The following is a 20,751-nucleotide window of genomic DNA, read 5'->3' on the forward strand; positions in this document are numbered from 1 at the left end:
GCACGCCGCTACGATGATCCCCGCTACCCTCTTGCCATGGTGTCGAAGGCGTGGGCCGTTCAGGTCGTGGAGCGACATCTGGCCGAGTGGCCGACGCAGGGTCACCCGAGAATGGTGGTCATGGATGTCAGTCCACACCGGCTTGGCTGGCTGATCTTCAGCCAAAGCGAGCGCTATGTGCGCACCCGCGAGTTCATGGACATGGTGGTGGGCCACGGGCCTTTCCTGGTCGATGGGGTGGACGGCAGCCTGCACACGGTGCATGCGACCGCTGATCGAGAAGGCGGTGAGTGGATCGAGGACTACCTCGAGCAGGTTCGCGGCCTCGAACGCGATGACCCCCTGCGGTCTCGGATCACTGAGCTGCTCGGTTCCGGTCGGCGCCTTGACGCACTCCGGCTTGTGCGCGCGTCCGCACCCAATCTCGGAGCGCAGGGCGCCAAGGCGTACGTCGAGGCTGCCGCAGCCGGGGTGCCGGTTCCCGAGCACCTACGCGCACTCTTACCGCAACCGCGGTCAGGCGCCGGGTGTGGCGGCGCCTGTCGGGCCCGAACCCGGAGCCATGACCGCCGGATCCTGCCTTGTGCGCGGGTCCAACCGGCGTGGGTGGGTGCTCGGCAGACCGGCCACGCATCAGTGAGGCGACCGCTGCATGGCTGTGCGGTCAGCGGCGTGTGCGGACGTCGGCGAGGATACTGGCAGAGTGTCGAGCAGCGAACGAAGGAAGCGGGCGGCCACGCGCCGCGCCGCGGTCGACGGTGTAGCAGCCTACCTTGCCGATGAGGATGCGGATGTCTACAACATCACCGATGCCGCCTCCCGAGAGGACGCGGTGCTGGCTGCTCTCAATCTGACTGCGCTGGCGGCAGCGGCTGTCACGGCCCTGGCCGAGGCGACGGGCCGTACGCCGTTGGAGGCTTTGCACTCGATCGACCGAGAAGGACGTTGACGAGTTCCCGGCAGAGCATCAGCCAGGCGCCGGGGTACTCGTCGGACGTCACCCGGTGCAGCCCTCGATAATCTGGGTCGCCTCGGGGCCATCCGCTCGTCGGCATGAGCGGATGTTGGACTGCCAGTCCAGTCGTGTCCGTCTGGCGGTAGTCGAGGTCAGCGGCGGTCGTTACGTCCGTCGAATGATCTGGTGAGCGCGCTTTCCTTTGCGAGTGCGCACATTTGGTGGATGGACCGCTGTGCGTCCTGCAGGGAGGGCACCCAGGCCCCGGCGGGTAGCGCGGCGCAGAATTGCCACCAGTGACCGTGGGGTTCGATGAAGCGTGTGGTGTGGCCGGCGCCGAGTGCCTCGTCGAGGCACAAGAGTGCACCCAGGGCCTCGGGCTGGTCGTAGTTGAGGTCGGGCCGGAGCAGATATCGGTCGAGATAGGCGATGAGGTGGGCTGCGTCGGCTTCGGTGCCAAGGCAGGTCAGGGCCATGCAGTACGCCCTGCCGGCCTTGGGGCCTTCGCTGGCGAGGAGAAGGGAGCCGAGCATGTCGCGAAACTGGCTCCGGTCGGTCACGGCGATGAACCACGCGGCGGTCTTGCGTTCGCGCCATCCGCCGTCATCCAGGAGCACCTCGAGTTCTGTGTCGGTGATTTGCCTGGCCGCCTCGGCCAGGTCCCGGAGGAACACGGCGCGGTCGGTGGCCTCGGGCCGTAAAGTCCTCCGCCGAGTCGAAGGTAACGCCGTCCCGGCGTGACGTAGCGCGGGATCAGTTCCGCCAGCGCGGGGGCGTTATCGGGGCGGTGCATGGATGTATCGTGCCGGTGCTGTCGAGGTTCTGCCAGCGGTTTCCGGGTGCCGGCGCTTCCGGCTGAGGGCGGTAGGGGCAGTTCGTCGAGGAGACACGACGAACCGGCATCTGGCGCCGGTCGGAGTGCGCGACCGGCGGCATGAGAATGCGTTATCCGCTGGCCACGAGAGGTGCACCGACTCACACTGTCGGACGATGACCGACGACACGGACACTGGGAACGACAGCTGGTACTACGCGTCGGCCAAGACGTTGCAGGGCGCTCTGCAACGTGGCTGTGGTGCGGCCGGCGCCTGGGTGGCGACTCACCGGGTCGCACCAGAACTCGTAATGGACTGCGTGCGCCGGGACTACCGGTGGGACCGGCAGGTCGACGAGCGGACGGTCTATCTCGCCCGGCTGGTCCTCGACGCCGAGTTGTCCATCGACCCCATCGTCGAACAACTCTGGCGCACCGGGCGAAGCTCCGGGTACGACGGCAACCGGTTCGGTCAGAGCGTCGACCTGCTGGCTACCCTTGCCCGGACACCCGTCGCCGCGGCAGTAGACGCTTTGCGCCAGTACGTCGGTGAGGGTGAACGTTGGGTCGAGGTCCTGCAGGCCGTCGCCGGCACCTGGCCTGGCGAATGGTGGGAGGACCTCGCTCCGATCGTTGCCGGCCGTGCGGGGAACGCCTCGCCGGAGGATGTCTTCCTCGGTCAAGATCCGTGGTCGAGGTGGGCCGGCCGCGACCGCCGGATCGACGCTCTGCTCCAGCGTGCCCAACCGTCGGTTGCCTGGCGGTGCCCGAGTCTGCCCTATCGTGGCGCTCCGGTCGCCGAGTTGCTCAGCCTGCTCGCTGGCCCGGATACTCCCCCCGAAACGCTCTCGGCCGTGCTGCACGATTTCGCGCGGCACCGCGATCCGGAACGGCGGTTGCTCGACGTCGCCGACCAGTTGGCCGCCCGCCCGGACGTCCGGACAATCGGATTGGTCCACGCGCTCACGAAACTGGGCCCGCAGACCGTGAGGCTTGCTCGCCAATGGGCCCGGAATCCGGCCCATCCACTGTGGTGGAGAGCGGTGGTGGAGCTTACCGAACACGGGGACGCTGCCGACGTTCCCGCACTGCTGGACGCCCTCGGCCGGTTGGACAGCGACAAAGACGAATGGTGTGGCTATGACGCCCTCGCTCGCGGATTCGCGCGCTTGGGTGTCACCGAGGCCGCGCCGAGGCTTCGTTCGCTGTGGTACCAAAGTCCACACTCCTACGAACGGGCCGCCTATGTGAATGCGTTACTGGCTCTGGATCCTGACACCACGCGCCAGCAGCTGCCTGATGCGCTCGCAGACTGCGAGGCCGATGTCCGGGTGGTGGCCGCGCGACATGCGCCGCTCACCGGGGAGGTCCGCCGATGGCTTGGCCGGCTGCGTGATTCTCCCATCGAGAACACGGACGTGCGTGAGGCCGCCGCCGATCGCCTCGCCTTGGCGTAAGCGCTCGCTGCACCGGTCGCGACCTCCCGCCAGGTGGGTCTGCTCGCTGGAGGTAAACACCATGACGAGGGCCAAGTCGTCAGCATTCACCCATCGGCATGTGAGTGCGTCGCCGCGTCCCCCCTTGTCAGGCCGGACCTCGCGTGCGATCAGTGACCGTGATGTCCGGGAGGGGGGCTGGACCGCGGGGAGAGTCGAACGTAGTGCCTGCACGACGGGCCTCGGTAGCCTCAGCGTCGGCATCGACTGCAGTTCGGCCTCGAAACCAAGGTCGTCCTCGCCGCAGCCGCAGTCGAGGTACTCCTCCTCGGCGAAGCATCGACTGGCTAGGTTCGGTTCGAAGTCCGGGGGGTGCGAGCCGGGCCGGCAGGCGGGTCATCGGCCCGGTCACCGCGGCCGGCTGGGCACGGAGGTCGCCGCGGTGACCGGGCGACGAGGTCCACTGCCGTCTCCGGGTCGGGCACCGAGATCGTGTGTCGGTCGTACGCGGCGGCCAGCGGTGCGTTGGTGTCCCAGCCGCTGGCTCGTCGGCTCAGGCCGGCCAGTTCGGCGATCTCGGGATCGTCGTTGCCTTCCAGCAGTAGGCTGACTGCGACGTCCGGCCAGTCGCCCGGCTCGAGGCAACCGCGGGATTCGGTCGCCCTCGCGACCAAGAACGTCGTCCGCAGTGTGAAGCATCGTCCACCAACCGACTCTAACGCCCGCTCGTTCGTGATGATCGCGTGCCGCGGTTCGGGGGCGGGGTAGGCTTCGGCGGGCAGCGTTGAGGGGGGACTTCGATGTCAAGGTTCGTCAGGCCTGTGTTGTGGACTTTTGGGGCGCTGGCCGTCGGTGGGTTTGCGTTCTGGCTGTTATTGGCACTGAACATCCCGTATCGAAGTACCGCCGCACCGGAAACCACGTCGCAGACCGTGCCGGCCCCGCCGCCCGTGTCGGCGCCTCCGGCGGAATTCACTGCGACGGTCACCGACGTCCGGGCGGGTCCGGATGACCACAGTGCGGTGCTGCACGTCGGCCTGTCCGCCTGTGCTGTCGGATCGCGCACCCAGGTCACCGAAACCGCCGACCGGATCGACGCCGCAGTCCTGTACCGGACCACGGACAACTCGGGCTGCCAGTGGACCTCGGCCGACTTCCCGATGAAGACGTCGGCTCCGATCGGGACGCGGCGGGTGGTCGTCAACGACCAGGACACCTGGGGACTGGTGTCCGGCGGCTGGAAGAAGTGTGACAAGTTCCTCGGCTGCCAGCCGCCCGCCGACCATTGTGACCGGGCGTGGATCGCGCAGTTGGAGTTCCGGGTGGAGGCCGAGTTCCCGGGCACCACGCGGGCGTGCGACCAGAACTGGCTGATCCACGACCTGCGGCACCGTGGCCGGCCCGTGAGCCGTGCCATCTACCGCTGGACGGGAAGCGACTGGGCGAGTTTCGCCTGGGCGCAGGGCGGCGGCTGCGCCGAGATCCTGGCCGTCGAGCCGAAGTTCCCGATCGATCTCTGCCGGAGACTTGCTCCTCCGTCGTGAGGTTCGGCTCTCGTCGGCTGTGTGGCCCAGTTCGTGCTGCGCGAGCTGGCGCAGGACACCGCAATCGGCGGCTGGGTTCGACCGGGCGACGTTCGTCCGCAGCGCCGGGGGCGGTGTAGCGACGTTCGGCGAATCCCGTGGCCGGTGGTGTCGTGTTTGTCCGGATGCTCCGTGCTGGTCTAGGTGCGCTGGTGCTTGCCCGGTGGTGTGGTCAGGGTCGTGCGGACGGCTCGTTCGACCAGGATGGGGACGAATGCGTGTACGCGGGCGTCGTTGAAGCGGGCGCGCTCGCTGCTGACCAGGTCGTGCAGCCGGGGCCTGGGCACGCTGGAGTAGTCGCGGCTAAGGCGGTCCTCCACCTGTTCGAGGTGGGTGTCGAGCTGTTCGGAGGCCAAGGTGTCCAGGTTCGGGTTGTTCATCGCGGACCCTTCCCTGCTGACTGCGCCGTCGCAAGTGATTGCCCTGCTCAAGCCACTATAGAGTGAACGCGAGGTGAACGACACGTGTTCTTCCTGGGGTTATTCCGCTATGCGAGAGTGGTCGCATGGACGGAACTTCGCGTGCGTCACTCGCGGTGAGCTCGGTTGCCGAATTGGCCCGGCTGTCGGCGTGGACGGTGGCGGGCGCGCGGGGCCGGTGGGTCACCGCTGAGCGGGTCGTTTATGCCGACGGCCGGCGCTGGACCATCGGCCTGACCCCGACGTCCGATGGCTTGACCGCGCTGATGCTGTGGCGGGGCGACGAGGTCCGCGTCCATCGCCGGGGGAGCGAGGCCGAGATGTGCGTGGTCGCGTTGCGGTGGGTGAGCAACCTGGTGGCGGGACGTTCGTGGGATGCCGACGAGCGCTGAATCGAGCCTGGTCCTGGATCGCCGAGCGCGCCGCGCCGGGTGATAATCGGGCGATGATCATCGCCGGCACTCGTCAGATAGGGCGGTGGACTGCCGAAATCCGTGCTGCCGAGGTGATTTTCCGGTTCAGTCCGCCCACCGAAGACCTGACTGCGGCGAGTGAGCTGCCGCGGGTGTGGCCGGGCCGCGGCCTGGGAGCGCTGGACGCGTCGTTGCCGGGGCTGTGTGCGACTCTGGGCGAGGTGATGAAGGTGCCGGCGTACTGGCGTGGGCGGGAGCCGGGCGGCCGGTTTCCGGTTTGGGGTGCGCCGCACCGGGACGGCGAGGACGGTTTCGTCTACTTCGCCGGGCCGGCCGGGCATGCCGGTCCGACGGCGGGGTATCGCGCGGTTCCGTGCTTCTCGGTCGCGATGCCCGACGTTCGTGACCTGAGGATCCGGGTCGCGGCCTATCTCGCGGCGCTTCGGCCGCACTGACCGGGTAATGCGGCGCGCCGCATGACCGTTCGGGAGTCACACGCCCCGGTGGCACACCGGCTGCGCGGCGGGCAGGGCCCGCCGCGCAGGTCGGCCTAGCGCCGGGTGATTTCCCAGAGCACGTTGTCGCCGTGCTGCTGGGTCCAGAAGCGTCTCCAGCCGCCGGTGAATGGCGTCGGCCGCCGGGCACCGAGGATGCCCTGCGGGGACGGGTCGCGGCCTTCGGCGAGGAACCGCACCGGCTGGAGGCCGTGGGCGTGGTCGGTGTGCGCCGTGGGCGAAGCACTCCGGCCCATGTGCGTATTTGGCTTACATAACAACAGTTTCGTCGGTGATCGTCCATCATCCGAGTTTCCGTGAGCGATATGCACGGCAATCAAGCGGTGCTCGTCGCCGCGCGGCCGCTTGGTCACGCCTCGATCGATACGACACATGGCTGCGCCGGGACGGTCCCGAACGGCCTCCTGCCGGTCGGTCTTGCCGGTTGTTGCCGGTCACCCGTCGCGACCTGCGGGAACGGGACTGCAGCGGCAGTGGGGCGGATGTCGTGGTCGCGCTTCTTAGGTTTGTGTCACGGCCGACAACCCCGGCCGCATGAGCAATGCTTGAAACCTGTGGATGGGCTGGGAGGGGGCGTACCTTCCCGGTGACCAGTGAGGTTTCCAAGCATGGTCGACGCGCCAACGTCGGCCGGGAAGGTACGACCCGATGCTGAGCGTAGTCCCTGATCCTGCTGCTGGTGGAGACGGTTCGGCGGGTGGCTCGTCCGCGTCGTCGGTGATCGATGAGCTGGTGCGTGAGGGTGCCCGGCGGATGTTGGCCGAGGCGTTGCAGGCCGAAGTCGAGAGCTATATCGCGCGGTTCGCCGGTGAGCGTGACGAGCATGGGCGTCGGCTGGTGGTGCGTAACGGCTGTCATGAGCCCCGTGAGGTGCTGACCAGTGCGGGCGCGGTCGAGGTGACCGCGCCGCGGGTCAACGACAAGCGCATCGACCCAGATACCGGGCAGCGGCAACGCTTCTCCTCGGCGATCTTGCCGCCGTGGGCGCGCAAGACTCCGAAGATCACGGAGGTGCTGCCGCTGTTGTACTTGCACGGCCTGTCCTCGGGCGACTTCGTGCCCGCGCTCGGCCAGTTCCTCGGGTCGGCGAAGGGCCTGTCCGGCCCGGCGATCACGAAGCTGACCGAGCACTGGCGTGCCGAGCAGCGTGCCTTCTGCGAGCGCGATCTGTCCACTGTGGACTTCGTGTATCTGTGGGCGGACGGGATCCACGTCAACATCCGTCTGGAAGAGGCGAAACTGTGCCTGCTGGTGATGATCGGCGTGCGTGCCGACGGGCGCAAGGAGCTCGTCGCCCTGGCCGACGGGTACCGCGAATCGGCCGAGTCCTGGGCGGACTTGCTGCGCGATGCCAAGCGCCGCGGGATGCGTGCCCCGGTGCTGGCCGCCGGCGACGGCGCGCTCGGGTTCTGGAGCGCGTTGCGCGAGGTGTTTCCCGAAACCAGGGAGCAACGATGCTGGTTCCACAAGATCGCCAACGTACTCGCCGCGCTGCCCAAGTCCGCCCATCCCGGGGCGAAGAAGGCCCTCGCGCAGATCTGGAACGCCGAAGACCGCCGGCACGCCCTGGAGGCGGTCAAGGCGTTCGACGCCGCCTACGGCGCGAAATTCCCCAAGGCTGCCGCCAAGATCACCGACGACGCCGAGGAGCGGCTGGCGTTCTACGACTACCCCGCCGAGCACTGGATCCACCTGCGCACCACCAACCCGATCGAGTCGACCTTCGCCACCGTGCGACATCGAACGAAGGTCACCAAGGGGCCAGGATCTCGTGCGGCCGGGCTGGCGATGGCGTTCAAGCTGATTGAGTCGGCACAGGCGCGGTGGCGGGCGGTGAACGCGCCGAATCTCGTCGCGTTGGTCCGCGCTGGTGCCACGTTCGTCAACGGCAAGCACGTCGAACGACCCGACGGCCAGACCTCACCCACAGCAGCCTAGAGGTCTACTGCTGGGCGTTCCAGCCTGAAACGAACCATCGGACTGCTCCGGTCACCGGGTCGTACAACCGCCGTTCGATGGTGCCGATGTTGGCTCCGTAGACGTGAATGCCAATGGTGGGTACGTTTCCGACCGCTGCGACGGCGTGGACGTCGTCGTCGGTCGTGCAGCACACGGTGACTTGTCCGCGCTCCCACACCTGTTCCCCGGCTGGTGTGAGGGGTCTGCCCGGCTCGGCCGCTGTGGGTTTGACGTAGCGGAACTCGCGTTCGGCACCCGAGTAGATGCCGACGACGCCCCAGGTCTCGTGTCCGTGCACGGGTGTGCATTGACCGACGTTCCACACGACGGAGGCCACGCACCAGCTGTCGTCGGGTGCGATGTGGAGCGGGTAGTTGACGTGGTGCTCTTCCGACGCCCGTGTGAACTCGGGAGGGAGCTGGTAGTCGCTGGCCAGCAGAGCGGACAACCGCTCTGCGACTCGCTTGGTGATCTCGTGCTGGTCGTCGGTCGTGCGGACCACGAGATCCACGTCGTCGATGAAGTTCTGCAGAGTGTTCATGATCGTCTCCGTCAAGGCCTGTGTGTCACGACAGCACTCGGTAGGTCACGTGCGTGACCAGGCTCGTCGTCCGCGCCGTCACCTGTTCAAGCTTCAGCGGCGGGACGCCATCGAAGATCCGGGTCCCGGCGCCGAGCGTGAGGGGCGCGATGTGCAGGCGCAGTTCGTCGATCAGACCGGCGGTGAGGTACTGGTTGATGGTGGTCGCGCCGCCCAGGATGCTGACAATGCCGTCGCCGGCCGCGGCGCGTGCCTGGGCCAGTGCGGACTCGATGCCGTCGGTCACGAAGTGGTAGGTGGTGCCGCCCTCCATCGGCTGTGGCTCGCGTGTGTGGTGGGTGAGGACGAATACTGGGACGTGGAACGGTGGGTTGTCGCCCCACCAGCCGTTCCACTGCCGGTCCCACTCGCCACGCACCGGGCCGAACATGTTGCGGCCCATGATGACCGCCGCGTATGTGCCCAGCTGGTCGATCTCGGCCCGGTTCTCGTCGGGAGTCTCGGCGAACCAGGCGTGCAGCCGGTCGCCCCAGCCGTCACCGCCGTCGTCGCCGAACGGCCGTTCCTCGGTCTGGTTGAGCCCGGCTGAGTACCCGTCCGCCGAGATCGTGATGTCGCCGATCACCCGCATTGCCGTCCTCCTTGTCGTGCCCTGTTCCTGTCTGCCATCAGCATGAAACAGACATCGCATGACGTCTAATGCCAACTCGGCGCGCAACGCATTGATATCTTTGATGCATGCTGAACCTGGTTCATCTGAAGGTCCTGGCCGCTGTGGCCCGACACGGGTCAGTGACCGGAGCGGCAAAGGAGCTGCACTACTCCCAGCCCTCGGTGAGCCATCACCTGTCCCGCCTGGAGGCGGCCACCGGTGTCCGGCTCCTGCAGCGGATCGGCCGTGGCGTCCGGTTGACGCCGGAAGGGCAGCTGCTGGCCCACCGGGCCGCCGAGATCGTGGGCCGGGTCGACGCCGCGGCCAACGAACTCGCGGCACAGGTCGGCCTGCAGGCCGGGCGGGTCCGGCTGGCCGCCAACGCCTCGGCGCTGAGCACTATCGTGCCCACGGCGGTCGCCTCGCTGGCGCGGGAACACCCAGGAATCGAGCTGAGCCTGATCGAGCAGCACCCGGTCGAGGCGCTCCAACTGTTGCGCCACGGCGAGATCGATATCGCCCTCGTCTTCCGGCACGCCGACACCCAGGTGGAGGACGAGGAGTTCCGCCTGGTCCACATCGCCGACGACCCGATCTACCTGATCAGTCAGCGGCCGGGCGACAGCCTCGCGAACCATCGCCACTCCGCCTGGATCGGCGGTTGCGAACGGTGCCAGAACGAGCTGACCGCGGTGTGCCGGCACGAGGGCTTCATGCCCCGCATCGCGTCACACAGCGACGACATGGTTGTCGTGCAAGCCCTCGTCGCCGCCGGCATCGGCGTGACCACGCTGCCGGGGCTCGCGCTGCGCGCCCATCGCCGGCCCGACATCCACGCAACCGAACTCACCGGCTTCCACCGGAGAATCCACGCCGCCACCTACGGCGCCCCACCCGACCCGCCCGCCGTCACCGCCGTACTAGCCGCACTCACCGAAGCAACCACGCCGACAACCTCGACCGCGACGCCGTCAACCACATCCCGCCGAACAACCCGGCGAGACAAGGAGATGACCAGCGAGCAGCGGTACAAGCCCATCCACAAGTCTTGACAATTCCTCCGGCCGCATCACAGGAGGAGACATGAAGATCAGGTTGCCGAGACTGCTCGCCCGGGTCGGTGTGCTGGCCGCGCTGGGTGCCGTCACGCTGGGGGGCGGTGTGGCGCACGCTGATGCCAACTACGTCACGCATGGCACCCAGGCGTACTGGATCACGGCCGGGTACGACGGGTTGAACGTCGCTGTCGCGGGTGGGTCGACCGGGGCGGGTACCCGGATCATCCAGTGGTACAACGACGGTGCGGCCGAGCAGAAGTGGTTCTTCGACACGGTGTCCAACGCCGGGACGTTCGTGGGTTACCTGATCCGCAACGAGAACAGCGGCCTGTGCATCGACACCGACGGCAACGCCGGTGACGCGGTGGTGCAGACCAACTGCACCGCCAATGACGAGGGGCAGATCTTCACCGGAGGGTTCTCGTCGGCGGCGAGCTACCGCGACAAGGGCAACGGCCTGTACCTCGACGTCCAGGGCTTCAGCTACGGTGCCGGCGCGAACGTGGATCTGTGGTACGGCAACGGTCAGCCCAACCAGAACTTCATCCAGACCCCCGTGTCGTCCTGACACGTCCGTCGCTCGTCGGGCGCCGCGCGACCCGTGTGTCGCGCGGCGCGTGCGGGTTCACCGCGGAGGGGATCCGGGCCAGCAGGCGGCGGCCACGCAGCTCGAACAGCGCGGAGCCGGCCAGCCGGCCGAGCACCAGCGCGTCCTGGACGGCCAGCAACGCCGAGTCCGGCTTGCCCAGACGCAGCAGTGAATCGGCCTGGTCGAGCAGAACCTGAGCCTGCAGGTACGGCTGGTCCTTGGCTTCCGCCAGGTGCAGGGCGCGCTCGTGGTAGCGCAGGGCCTCCGAGGCGTTGCCTTGCCGTGCCAGTACGGTCGCGAGGGTGCTCAGGGCGCCGATCTCGGCTCTGGTGTCGGCGCTGTCCTGCGCCATGCCGAGGGCGAGGACACTGAGGGTGTGTGCCGGGGCCAGGTCCTCCAGGTCGCGGTGTGCCTCCGCCAGGACACGCAGGGTTTCCGCCTCGTTGCGCCGGTCGCCGATGGCGCGGTGCAGGGTCAGTGCCTGGTCCAGCAAGGTTTTCGCGTGCACCAAGCTGGCGCGGCGGGCGAGGCCGGATTCGTCGCGGCTGCGTTCGGCGTAGGCGGCGGCCAGGTTCGCCAGCGTGACGGCTTCGCCGGCCTGCCGTCCGGCTCTGCGGTGCAGTACCAGTGCTTCGGTCAACTGGTGGATCGTGTCCTCGACCCGGCCTGCCGTCCAGTGGCAGCGGGAGAGGTTGTTCAGCGCGACGGCTTCACATTCGACCCAGCCGGCGGCGCGCGCGAGTTCGGCGGCGCGCGCGTTGTGCCGCGCCGACTCCGCCGACTGGCCTGGCGTGGCCATCACCATGCCCGACTGCAGGTGTGCCATGGCCTGTTCGAACGGGCCACCTGCGGCTTCGGCGGCGACTGCGGCGGCGGTCACCAGGGACTGCCAGGTGGCCGAGTCCATGCGCAGCAGGAAGTATCCGTTGCTCAGGTGCGCGATTTCCCAGGCTTCCGTGTAGTGGCCTTGGGCGTTGAGTGCGACGACGAGGGCGACCAGGTTGGCGGCCTCGGCCTCGAACCAGGTGAGTGCGGCGTCTTTGCCGGCGAACCGGGTGGGCGCCGCGTTGCCCGCATCCGGCATGCGCAGCAGGTGCGGGTACAGGATGTCGGCCGCGGCGGCGACGGCGGTGCGGTAGTGCCCGGCCAGCCGCGTCAGGGCGGCGTCCCGCTCGGCACGGTCCTCCTCTTCGGCGGCCAGTTCGGCGGCGTAGCAGCGCAACAAGTCGTGCAGGACGTAGCGGCCCGGGCTCGGCTCGGTGACCAGCGCCCGCGCGACGAGCACGTCCATGCTGCGCCGCGCCGCGTCGGCCGACATCCCGAGCAGTGCGGCGAGGGTCTCGAGGGCGATGTCCGGCCCGGCCGTCAGGCCGAGCGATCGGAACATCCGGCGCTCGCCGGCCGACAAGGCATCGACCGACAACCGGAACGTCGCCCGGATCGCCGTGGTCGCATCGCCGGGAATGCTCAGTGCCGCAAGGGGGTCCCGGGCCAGCCGCGTCACGTAGTCGGCGATCCGGTGGCCGGGCCTCGTGGTCAGGTTCGCCGCGGCGATCCGTAACGCGAGCGGCAGGTACGCGCACAACCGGGTCAGCTCGGCCACGGCCGCGGGTTCACCGTCGGTGCGCCGCGCGCCCAGCATTTCGGTCAGCAGGGCGTGCGACTCGGCCTCGCCGAGCGCCTCCAGCCGCACCAGCCGGGCACCCTCCCGGGCGATCAGGCCGCCCAGCTCCTCTCGGCTGGTCACCACGGCCAGGGAGCCGTCGCCGCCGGGCAGCAGCGGGCGCACCTGTGTCGCATCGGCCGCGTTGTCCAGCAGCACCAGCACCGGCCGCCTCGCCAGCTGACTGCGATACAGCGCGGCGGCCCGCGGCTCGTCCCCGGGGATCCGCTCGGCCGGCACGCCGAGACCGTGCAGCAGCTGGGCGAGCGCCTCCAGCGGCCGCAGCGGCGGGTCGACGCTGTGCCCGCGCAGGTCGAGGTGGAGCTGGCCACCGGGGAACCGGTCGCGGACCGAGTAGGCCCAGTGCACGGCCAGCGCTGTCTTCCCGACGCCTCCCATACCGGCGATCATGACGGCCGGCCCCCGGGCACCGTGCTGCCCGAGCATCGCGTCCAGCTCACGCAGGTGCCCGGTCCGGCCGACAAAGCACGTCACCTCGGTGGGCAGCTGCCTCGCGACCATTGCGGGGCCGTCTGTCATACCCGATGGCGAGCGCAGCTGACCTCGCAGTATTCGCAGATGCGCCGCGCGCAGCTCCGTCCCGGGTGCCACGCCGAGGTCGTCGTCGAGGCGTTCCCGCACTCGCTCGAACAGGGCCAATGCGGCGGACTGCCGGCCGCCTCCGGCCAGCGCCAGCATCAGGCGTGCGGCGAGGCCTTCGTGCAGCGGTTCCTCGTCGCACACCATGCGCAACGGCTCGACGAGCTCGTCGTACTGGCCGAGCGCGAACGCGACATCGGCCCATTCGATGAGGATCGTGACCCGTAGCCGGGCAACCGCGGACACCGCCGGATGCTCACGCAACCGAGATGGCAAACCGAGCAGCACCGGGCCGCGCCAGCACGACCACGCCTCGCGGTAGCACTGGTACGCCGGTTCGGCGAGGCCGTCCGTCCATGCTTGCCGGGCCCGGGCCGCCAGATCGAGGCAATCGGCCAAGTCCAGGCCGTCGGCGTCGAGGCGGTAACCGCCGCTCTCCCGGCGCAGCACCCGCCACGGAGCACCGTCACGCCGGTCGGGTTCCACCAGACGGCGCACCTGGCCAACATAGGTCTGAACCAATTGAGCCGCGGTTGCCGGTGGGCTGTCGCTCCACAGCACGTCGACGATCTCGGCGACACCGACCGTGCGACGGGGCTGCGTGGCCAGCAGCCCCAGCAACAGCCGTTGCATCGGGGCTTCGAGGGGCTGCTCGGCATCGTCGTGCCAGACCCGCAATGGTCCCAGTACGCCGATCTGTGTCCGCACCGGACGCGGCGATACCGGCCCCGAGGCAGTGTCCAGCACGCCGACCAGTGTGTCGACCTCGACGCACAACGCCGCGGCCAGCCGGTGCAGTGACGCAGCCCGTGGGCGGGCGACCTGTCCGCTTTCCAGATACCGCACCGCCCGTACGCTCATCCCCGCCCGCGCGGCCAGATCCTGCTGGCTCAACCCCGCGCGCAACCGCAGCATCCGTAACACACCGGCAGTGCCGTGAGCGGACGAGGTACCCACCTGGCCGACCCCCTTCACTACTTCAGGGTTCCGTACCATTGTCATCCCGCGGCCAGGCAACCAGAAGCCGCTGCGCGACCTCGACACCTCGCAAGGACCGCTGCTGCGTGCCCGCGCTGCCGACGCGCGCAGGCACGCAGCGCTCGAGTCCGTGGTCCAGGAAGCTACGCCACCCGTCGCCGCATCCCACAGACCGACTTCATCGTGACCGCTGGCCGCGGCTGACCATCATCGAGGCCACAACCGCGCGTTCAGCGCAGTTCGGTCGATCCTCCGTGCCGGAGGCCGCCACCGTTGGCAGGATCAGCGTCCTTCGAACGGCCGAGGACGCCATCACTCTGCGAGCTCGAGAAGTGCTGGAGCCAGACGCTTTGGCGGCTGCCCTGATCGAGGCTTTGTCCACCGCAGCAGGGGAGAAGTCAACCCCGGTGACTCGTGCTCCGCGGCGGGCCCAGCTGATGCTGTCAGCGTCGCCGACAAGGCCGAGTTCGAGGGATGACAGCGAGTTGGCGCCTGCTACGACGCCAGCAGCGTCGTAGAAGGTGTCGTCGTTACCGTGAAGCGTGGCACGCTCATCCCAGCTGGCCCGGTTGAGCTTTCCCGCGCGGTCGATCAACGCGATGTCCTGATCATGCGCGAATCCTGGCCCCGGCGGTGGGCGCCGAGGCATCGTGGATCTGTTTTAGCTTCGATCCCTCAGGGCTCATCACTGGAACTTGCCCGTGGTCAGGGCCATTGTTGGTCGTCGGGCAGTGGCACGTCGCGGCGCTGGTCGGCCACGTCAGCGGGGTTGGCCTCGAGCACCGCGATCGGCTTGGTGACGGGCTCCACAACGAGGTCGAACTCGTCGTCCGGGAGTTCGGCGTCGGGCTGGGCGGGGCGCAGTTGATCGGCCACGTCGTTCCATGGCTTGTCCAGGTTCATCACGATCGTCCCTTCGGTGGTGGTGACCGCGTGGGTTTCGGTGATAACAGCGGTCACGTCGCCTGCGCCGGGCAGTGACGCGTCGGCGAGCAGGCGTCGAGCCTCGGCCGGCGTGGCAGCCCCAGCACCGCCGGGCAGCGCACCGGTGGCTGGCGCCGCCGGCCTTGGTCAGGGGTTGATCTGCTTGCTGTCACCGCCGGCGCTGATGGCGATCTTGCGGGGCTTGGCCCGCTGGGCGACCGGGATCCGCAGCGTCAGCACACCGGCCTCGTAGCTGGCCTGGATGTGCTCGGAGTCCAGGGCGTCGCCGAGGAACAGCTGCCGGCTGAACACCCCGCGGGGGAGCTCGGCGACCTGGTACTCGGCGCCGTCCTCAGCCGGGCCTGAACGCTCGGCCTTGACGGTCAGCACGTCCTGCTCGACGTCCAGGCCGATCGAGTCCGGGTGCACGCCCGGCAGGTCGAAGGCCACCACGTACTCGTCCCCGGCGCGGTAGGCGTCCATCGGCATCGCCGCCGGGCGGGTCAGCGTCCCGTTGGCGCCGAAGAGCTGCTGGGTCAGCCGGTCGAGCTCACGGGACGGGTCGGTACGCATCACCATGGCACAGTCTCCTTCCACACCATCCGGGTTCGAGATCGGCGGTCCGACCCGCCTCTTCTCCTTGACGAGGCTGAGTGAGGTTTGGCCTGACAGTCCGATGCCCGCCGCAGCGCGGGCTGTGGCGGGCGGATCGGACTGAACTGTCGAGGAAGGGAAGGCGCAACTCCTGCTGGAGGGCACACAACGGGCGAGCCCTGCCGGGACGTGTCGCCTGGATCGCGTCACGAGACGCCGGGCCGGCGCTCCTCGCGGGTGGCTGCCGGCGAGCACGTCAGGCTGACCGTCCACAGCAGACTCAAGACCGCTCGTCGCCGTGCCCTCCTGTCATCACCTCCTTGCCGGCCACTCGCCTTTCTCCGGTGTGTTCGCTGGATTGCCTGACGTGGCACCGCGACCGGGCGGCGGAGGGGACCGCTCCCGCGCCCCGACTCGGCGGGCCGTCCGCGCGAGATCCCCTCGTCGCGCCCAGGGTGGCGGACCGAGCCGGCGGCCCGCACCACCGGGGCGAGCGCGGCGATCCCGCGCGGGACGAGGTGTTCGGCGCGGGGGAACCTCGGGGTGCTCGGCGCCGGTGCCGAAGTTGGCGGCGATGATCGCGTCGAACTCCGCACGCACCCACGCCGGCTCGGCACAGACCAGGTCGGCGAAGCCGCGCTGCTCGGTTTCGGGCAGTCTCCCGCGCTCTGTTCCCGCGGGGTGGGGAACGCTCGTGCCGTCCATCTCGATCACTCCCAGGGTCACTGTCACCAGGTTCCTGACCGATATTTTTCTTATAGCGCTGGCTGTAGATTGTGTCAAGCGCGCTGAAGATAATCTGGAGGAGCTGGGCCACCCTTGGCCTTCCGGCAACGCTCCGAGGGTGGGCACCCGCCCTACAGCCGCCGCCAACTCCGGTTCGCCGCGCGCATCCGCACCCTGTTCGAGCCGGTCCGAGCCGTAAGAGTCGAATGGCACTTCTTCCGCAGCCCGGCCACCGGGGCGATCGGCCGCACGGAGGGCCTGGCGAGACGTAGGCTCAGACCGTGATGGAACTCGGTCACTGGTTTCCGTATATCCCAGTACACGCCGGGCCGCTCTGGGACATGGAGCGCGAGAAGGCGCGCGAATGTTATGACGACATGCTGCGGATGAAGGACGACCGCATCAAGGAGCTGTTCGGGCTCCTCGAATACAACGGTATCGAGTTGACGTGCGACGAGGACGGCGTCCGGACAGTCCTGGAGTGGATCAAGGCGGAAGTCGAACCGGATCCGGGGAACCCGAAACTGCCGCGGCCGTACTGGACCGCGATCACGTTCGATCTGTTCTGGTTGACGGGCGAGGTCCTCCGGAAGATCAACCCGGACTTGAAGTGGGATTTTTACACCGGTCGCACGACGAGCCTGGTCTACCAGTGTCCGACACTCATCAACCTGGTCCGCACCGAACAAGCAGGCCCGCACGCGTTGTTCGTATTCCTGCAGGACGTGAGCGGCAAGAACTCCGCCGCGCGGAGATGCCCGCGTGTCGAGTGGTTCCAGTCCGGCGTCGAGGGACGTCGATCTGCCGCCCGAGTTCCCTGACGCCCGCGCCGCGGGTGTGGACCATTGGCGCGTAACGAGCCTCTGAACTGCGGAAACCGCCCGGCCGCCCGGGTGTCGGTGAAAAACTCTGAACGTTCACTTCCCGCGTACCAAGGGGCCGCGAGGCGATTAGCGTCTTCCGGCACCGGCGATCGCGCGCTTTCGAGTCGGCCGATCCCAGTCCCCGCGAAGTGGAGGAACGGTGTCAAAAACCCTGTCCGCTTTCCGAGCCGTCGCGCTCGCGGCGTGTCTCGTCACGGCCGCCGCCTCGGTGGCCGCCGGCGCCACCGGTGGTCCGCCGCCGACGCTGGTCCCGCTCGCTTCCGGCGGTGCTCCGGTACCGGCCGGCGCGCACCGCGACGGCACGCTGTCGGACGCCCCGCCCTTGCACGTCGCGGTGGCGTTGCGGCCCCACGACCAGGCCGGTCTCGACCGGTTCGTGGCCGCGGTGAACGATCCGCGCTCTCCCGCCTACCGGCACTTCCTGACCTCCGCCGAGTACAACGAGCTGTTCGCGCCGCGTCAGTCCGATGTGGACAAAGTGGCGAACTTCCTGCGCGGGCGAGGACTCCACGTCGACGCGGTGTCCGGCAACCGCCAGGTCGTCGACGCCTCCGCGCCGGCGGACGTCGTGGCGAAGGCGTTCGACACCCCGCTGAGCAGCTACACCGGCCCCGACGGGAAGCACTTCTACGCCAACGACAGCGCACCGAAGGTGACGGCCGACGTCGCCACCGTCGTGCGGGGCGTAACCGGCCTCACCAACCGTGAGGTCGCGCACCGCGCGTCCGCGCCGGGCGGTCCCGGCGGACCGGCCGGCGGCTACACGCCCGCCCAGTTCCGCACCGCCTACAGCATGAAGAACCTCTCCGCGGCCTACACCGGAGCCGGGCAGACCGTCGGGCTCATCGAGTTCGACGCGTTCAAGCAGTCCGACATCAACGCCTGGACGAACTACTTCGGCCAGCCGTCGGTGACCCCGCGGGTGGTTCCGGTCGACGGCGGCGTGTCGAGTCCCGGCAGCAACCAGCTCGAGGTGACTCTCGACATCGAGGCCGTCGCGGCGACCGCACCCGGGGCCGCGCAGGTGGTCTACGAGGCGCCCAACACCGACAGCGCGTGGGTGGACCAGATGGCGAAGATCGCCTCCGACAACGCGATCACCGTGCTGTCGGGTTCCTGGCTGCTCGGCGAAAAGTGTGAAGCCGACCCGATCCCGGCGTCGCACGACTCCTACACCCAGCTCGCCGCCCAGGGTGTGACGATGCTGTCGGCGTCCGGCGACTGGGGCGCGACGGGCTGCGGCTACAACGGCGACAACTCGACCGTCCAGGCCGACTACCCGCCGTCGGACCCGCTGTTCACCGGGGTCGGCGGCACCCAGCTGCGCACCGCCGACAGCGCGGGCACCTACACGTCGGAGTCCTGCTGGAACCAGGGCGGCACCGGCAACACGCGCTCCGGCGGCGGCTACTCGGCGCTCTACGACCGGCCGGACTGGCAGACCGGGAGCAACGCCCACCGCTCGGTGCCCGACGTCGCGCTGGACGCCGACTACGGGGCCGGCGCGCTGTCGGTTTACATGAACGGCGGCTGGCAGGACGTCGGCGGCACCAGCCTGTCCTCGCCCCTGTGGGCCGGCTACGTCGCCATGGTCAACCAGAAGGCCAAAGCGGGTGGCAAGACCAACCTCGGCGGTATCAACCCGACGCTGTACTCGATCGCCAAGGGCAGTGCCTACTCGTCGAACTTCCACGACGTCACCACCGGCACCAACGGCACCTACTCGGCGGGCACCGGCTACGACCTGTGCACCGGCTGGGGGTCCATGCAGGGCGACACCCTGGCCGACTCGCTGATCGGCGGCGCCACCCCGCCCGCGGCGAACGACTTCTCGGTGGCGGCGAACCCGGCGTCGGTCAGCGTCGACCCGGGCAAGTCCGTGACCTCGACCATCGCCACCACGGTCACCAAGGGCAGCGCCCAGACCGTGGCGCTGTCGGCCGGCGGCCTGCCCGCCGGCGTGACCGCGACGTTCGACCCGGCCTCGGTGACCGCGGGCCAGTCCGCCACGCTCACCCTGACCGCGTCGTCGTCGGCCGCACCGGGCCAAGCCACCGTCACGGTGACCGGCAAGGGCTCCGACGCCACCCACACCGCGACGGTGTCGCTGACGGTCAACGGCTCCGGAACGGGCGACTTCTCCATCAGCGTCAACCCGAGCTCCGGGTCGGTGGCGGCCGGCCAGCCCGTCACGGCCACCGTCTCCACGGCGGCGGCGAGCACCGGCCAGGGCGCGAGCCCGAGCGTGATCGGCGGCCAGCCGACCACGGTCGCCAAGTACCCGTTCATCATTTCGCAGCACCGCACCGGCGGCGTCCGCCCGCAGGAGCAGTCCTGCACCGGCAGCGTGGTCGCCAAGCGGGCGGTGCTCATCGCGGCGCACTGCAAGTTCGCCCAAGGGGACCCGAAGTACCTGATCTACGGGCGTGACGACCTGGCCGACACCAGCCAGGGCACCCGGATCGAAATCGCGGAGTACCGGATCCACCCGGACTACACCCCGCAGAGCGACGAGGGCTTCCGCAACGGAAACGACGTGGCGATCATCTTCACCAAGACCGACATCCCGGTGCCCGCCGGCATGACCTACCCGGCGATCGCGTCGTCCTCGGACACGCTGCCGCTGGGCACCCAGGGCACCGCGATCGGGTACGGCAAGACCGACGCCGACGACGCGAACAAGAACACCAAGCTGCGCGAGGTGGTGCTACCCACCGTCGACGGGCAGAACTGCCGGACCATCGACTCGTCGATCTTCAACCCGGACTACATGTTCTGCGACGGGTACGGCAACGGCAGCAAGGGCCTGTGCCAGGGTGATTCGGGCGGGCCGTACTACTACAACGGCAAGATCTACGGGGTGTTCTCCTGGCTGCGCACCGACTGCGCGTCCTACAACGCGCACGGGAAGCTGTGGGGCTCGATGGGCGACTGGGCCAACGCGCAGATCGGCGGCACCCCGCCGCCGGGTGGCGGTGACATCGCGCTGTCGGCGACCGGGCTGCCCGCCGGTGCGACGGCGACGTTCGACCCGGCCTCGGTCACCGCGGGCGGTTCCTCGAAGCTGACCATCGCCACCAGCGCGTCGACCCCGGCGGGCACCTACAAGGTGACTGTCACCGGCAAGAACGCGACCGCCGGTCACGACACCACGTACACGCTGACCGTGACCAAGGGCGGCGGCGGACCGGTGACCGTGCAGGATCCCGGGTTCCAGTTCACCCAGCACAGGCAGCAGGTCACCCTGCCGCTGTCGGCGAGCGGTGGTACCGGCAGCTACCGCTGGTCGGCGACCGGGCTCCCGCCCGGCCTGTCGATCAACGCCACCACCGGGGTGATCAGCGGGACGGCGGGCAACGTCAACCAGCTGTTCCAGGTAGCGGTGACCGCGACCGACACCGCCGGGACCGCCGGACGTGACCAGTTCTCCTGGTACGTCTACTGATCC

At 69.0% G+C, this 20,751-nt stretch carries 20 protein-coding genes; 11 read left to right on the top strand and 9 right to left on the bottom strand.

Going from position 1 to position 20,751, the window contains the following annotated elements; all coding sequences use genetic code 11:
• The first annotated feature begins 36 nt into the window (after positions 1-36).
• Positions 37-783, top strand: a complete 747-nt coding sequence (locus ACWEN0_RS44580) for a YrhB domain-containing protein (RefSeq protein ID WP_451987247.1) — start codon at positions 37-39, stop codon at positions 781-783.
• The gene (locus ACWEN0_RS44585; RefSeq protein WP_451987249.1) at positions 704-949 is read left to right on the top strand and encodes a hypothetical protein; all 246 of its coding nucleotides are present in this window, start codon (positions 704-706) and stop codon (positions 947-949) included. The genes ACWEN0_RS44580 and ACWEN0_RS44585 overlap by 80 nt, the downstream gene beginning before the upstream one ends.
• Positions 950-1,107: 158 nt before the next feature.
• Here the strand turns inward: ACWEN0_RS44585 and ACWEN0_RS44590 are convergent, their stop codons facing one another.
• Positions 1,108-1,629 (bottom strand): DUF6000 family protein, encoded by a 522-nt coding sequence (locus ACWEN0_RS44590; protein ID WP_451987251.1) that lies wholly within the window; start codon positions 1,627-1,629, stop codon positions 1,108-1,110.
• Between the two features lie 316 nt (positions 1,630-1,945).
• Between ACWEN0_RS44590 and ACWEN0_RS44595 the strand changes: the two genes are divergently transcribed.
• Positions 1,946-3,226 carry a hypothetical protein gene (locus ACWEN0_RS44595; protein WP_451987253.1) on the top strand — a complete coding sequence of 427 codons (1,281 nt, stop codon included), beginning with the start codon at positions 1,946-1,948 and terminating at the stop codon, positions 3,224-3,226.
• Between the two features lie 1,001 nt (positions 3,227-4,227).
• Positions 4,228-4,749 (top strand): hypothetical protein, encoded by a 522-nt coding sequence (locus ACWEN0_RS44600; protein ID WP_451987255.1) that lies wholly within the window; start codon positions 4,228-4,230, stop codon positions 4,747-4,749.
• A 179-nt stretch (positions 4,750-4,928) separates the two neighbouring features.
• Here the strand turns inward: ACWEN0_RS44600 and ACWEN0_RS44605 are convergent, their stop codons facing one another.
• On the bottom strand, positions 4,929-5,168 hold the full coding sequence (locus ACWEN0_RS44605; RefSeq protein ID WP_451987257.1) for a three-helix bundle dimerization domain-containing protein: 240 nt from the start codon (positions 5,166-5,168) through the stop codon (positions 4,929-4,931).
• A gap of 125 nt (positions 5,169-5,293) precedes the next feature.
• Between ACWEN0_RS44605 and ACWEN0_RS44610 the strand changes: the two genes are divergently transcribed.
• Positions 5,294-5,599: a hypothetical protein gene (locus tag ACWEN0_RS44610; protein WP_451987259.1), complete on the top strand. Its 306-nt coding sequence runs from the start codon at positions 5,294-5,296 to the stop codon at positions 5,597-5,599.
• Positions 5,600-5,652: 53 nt separating this feature from the next.
• A complete protein-coding gene (locus ACWEN0_RS44615) occupies positions 5,653-6,075 on the top strand; it encodes a hypothetical protein (RefSeq protein ID WP_451987261.1) in 423 nt (140 codons plus the stop codon).
• A gap of 95 nt (positions 6,076-6,170) precedes the next feature.
• Here the strand turns inward: ACWEN0_RS44615 and ACWEN0_RS44620 are convergent, their stop codons facing one another.
• Entirely contained in the window at positions 6,171-6,371 is a 201-nt protein-coding gene (locus tag ACWEN0_RS44620; RefSeq protein ID WP_451987263.1) for a hypothetical protein, read from the bottom strand.
• A 412-nt stretch (positions 6,372-6,783) separates the two neighbouring features.
• On the opposite strand from ACWEN0_RS44620, the gene ACWEN0_RS44625 reads away from it, so the two are divergent.
• Complete coding sequence (locus ACWEN0_RS44625; protein ID WP_451987265.1) at positions 6,784-8,073, top strand: IS256 family transposase; 1,290 nt, start codon at positions 6,784-6,786, stop codon at positions 8,071-8,073.
• Between the two features lie 4 nt (positions 8,074-8,077).
• On the opposite strand, the gene ACWEN0_RS44630 is transcribed toward ACWEN0_RS44625, so the two are convergent.
• Both ACWEN0_RS44630 and ACWEN0_RS44635 read right to left on the bottom strand, forming a co-directional pair.
• A complete protein-coding gene (locus tag ACWEN0_RS44630) occupies positions 8,078-8,635 on the bottom strand; it encodes a hypothetical protein (protein WP_451987267.1) in 558 nt (185 codons plus the stop codon).
• 25 nt (positions 8,636-8,660) lie between these two features.
• On the bottom strand, positions 8,661-9,266 hold the full coding sequence (locus ACWEN0_RS44635) for a dihydrofolate reductase family protein (RefSeq protein ID WP_451987269.1): 606 nt from the start codon (positions 9,264-9,266) through the stop codon (positions 8,661-8,663).
• Between the two features lie 107 nt (positions 9,267-9,373).
• Between ACWEN0_RS44635 and ACWEN0_RS44640 the strand changes: the two genes are divergently transcribed.
• Together ACWEN0_RS44640 and ACWEN0_RS44645 are read left to right on the top strand one after the other, a co-directional pair.
• A complete protein-coding gene (locus ACWEN0_RS44640; RefSeq protein ID WP_451987271.1) occupies positions 9,374-10,339 on the top strand; it encodes a LysR family transcriptional regulator in 966 nt (321 codons plus the stop codon).
• Positions 10,340-10,370: 31 nt separating this feature from the next.
• Positions 10,371-10,913 (top strand): RICIN domain-containing protein, encoded by a 543-nt coding sequence (locus ACWEN0_RS44645; protein WP_451987273.1) that lies wholly within the window; start codon positions 10,371-10,373, stop codon positions 10,911-10,913.
• Here the strand turns inward: ACWEN0_RS44645 and ACWEN0_RS44650 are convergent.
• The 4 genes from ACWEN0_RS44650 to ACWEN0_RS44665 form a co-directional block, all read right to left on the bottom strand.
• Positions 10,888-14,199 carry a BTAD domain-containing putative transcriptional regulator gene (locus ACWEN0_RS44650; RefSeq protein ID WP_451987359.1) on the bottom strand — a complete coding sequence of 1,104 codons (3,312 nt, stop codon included), beginning with the start codon at positions 14,197-14,199 and terminating at the stop codon, positions 10,888-10,890. The genes ACWEN0_RS44645 and ACWEN0_RS44650 overlap by 26 nt on opposite strands.
• A 154-nt stretch (positions 14,200-14,353) precedes the next feature.
• On the bottom strand, positions 14,354-14,770 hold the full coding sequence (locus tag ACWEN0_RS44655; RefSeq protein ID WP_451987275.1) for a hypothetical protein: 417 nt from the start codon (positions 14,768-14,770) through the stop codon (positions 14,354-14,356).
• A gap of 110 nt (positions 14,771-14,880) precedes the next feature.
• On the bottom strand, positions 14,881-15,078 hold the full coding sequence (locus ACWEN0_RS44660) for a hypothetical protein (RefSeq protein ID WP_451987277.1): 198 nt from the start codon (positions 15,076-15,078) through the stop codon (positions 14,881-14,883).
• Between the two features lie 168 nt (positions 15,079-15,246).
• Complete coding sequence (locus tag ACWEN0_RS44665) at positions 15,247-15,678, bottom strand: Hsp20/alpha crystallin family protein (protein ID WP_451987279.1); 432 nt, start codon at positions 15,676-15,678, stop codon at positions 15,247-15,249.
• Positions 15,679-16,700: 1,022 nt separating this feature from the next.
• Here ACWEN0_RS44665 and ACWEN0_RS44670 point away from each other — a divergent pair.
• A complete protein-coding gene (locus ACWEN0_RS44670; RefSeq protein WP_451987281.1) occupies positions 16,701-17,240 on the top strand; it encodes a hypothetical protein in 540 nt (179 codons plus the stop codon).
• 202 nt (positions 17,241-17,442) lie between these two features.
• Positions 17,443-20,748, top strand: coding sequence for a trypsin-like serine protease (locus ACWEN0_RS44675; protein ID WP_451987283.1), 3,306 nt, complete (start codon positions 17,443-17,445; stop codon positions 20,746-20,748).
• Positions 20,749-20,751 lie beyond the last annotated feature (3 nt).

It is taken from the genome of Amycolatopsis sp. NPDC004378 (genome assembly GCF_053602455.1).

Coding starts and splice junctions, on each gene's coding strand:
- ACWEN0_RS44625 (WP_451987265.1), top strand. CDS start 6,784: ATGCTGAGCGTAGTCCCTGATCCTGCTGCTGGTGGAGACGGTTCGGCG.
- ACWEN0_RS44640 (WP_451987271.1), top strand. CDS start 9,374: ATGCTGAACCTGGTTCATCTGAAGGTCCTGGCCGCTGTGGCCCGACAC.
- ACWEN0_RS44645 (WP_451987273.1), top strand. CDS start 10,371: ATGAAGATCAGGTTGCCGAGACTGCTCGCCCGGGTCGGTGTGCTGGCC.
- ACWEN0_RS44580 (WP_451987247.1), top strand. CDS start 37: ATGGTGTCGAAGGCGTGGGCCGTTCAGGTCGTGGAGCGACATCTGGCC.
- ACWEN0_RS44605 (WP_451987257.1), bottom strand. CDS start 5,168: ATGAACAACCCGAACCTGGACACCTTGGCCTCCGAACAGCTCGACACC.
- ACWEN0_RS44595 (WP_451987253.1), top strand. CDS start 1,946: ATGACCGACGACACGGACACTGGGAACGACAGCTGGTACTACGCGTCG.
- ACWEN0_RS44620 (WP_451987263.1), bottom strand. CDS start 6,371: ATGGGCCGGAGTGCTTCGCCCACGGCGCACACCGACCACGCCCACGGC.
- ACWEN0_RS44635 (WP_451987269.1), bottom strand. CDS start 9,266: ATGCGGGTGATCGGCGACATCACGATCTCGGCGGACGGGTACTCAGCC.
- ACWEN0_RS44615 (WP_451987261.1), top strand. CDS start 5,653: ATGATCATCGCCGGCACTCGTCAGATAGGGCGGTGGACTGCCGAAATC.
- ACWEN0_RS44665 (WP_451987279.1), bottom strand. CDS start 15,678: ATGGTGATGCGTACCGACCCGTCCCGTGAGCTCGACCGGCTGACCCAG.
- ACWEN0_RS44630 (WP_451987267.1), bottom strand. CDS start 8,635: ATGAACACTCTGCAGAACTTCATCGACGACGTGGATCTCGTGGTCCGC.
- ACWEN0_RS44650 (WP_451987359.1), bottom strand. CDS start 14,199: ATGACAATGGTACGGAACCCTGAAGTAGTGAAGGGGGTCGGCCAGGTG.
- ACWEN0_RS44660 (WP_451987277.1), bottom strand. CDS start 15,078: ATGAACCTGGACAAGCCATGGAACGACGTGGCCGATCAACTGCGCCCC.
- ACWEN0_RS44610 (WP_451987259.1), top strand. CDS start 5,294: ATGGACGGAACTTCGCGTGCGTCACTCGCGGTGAGCTCGGTTGCCGAA.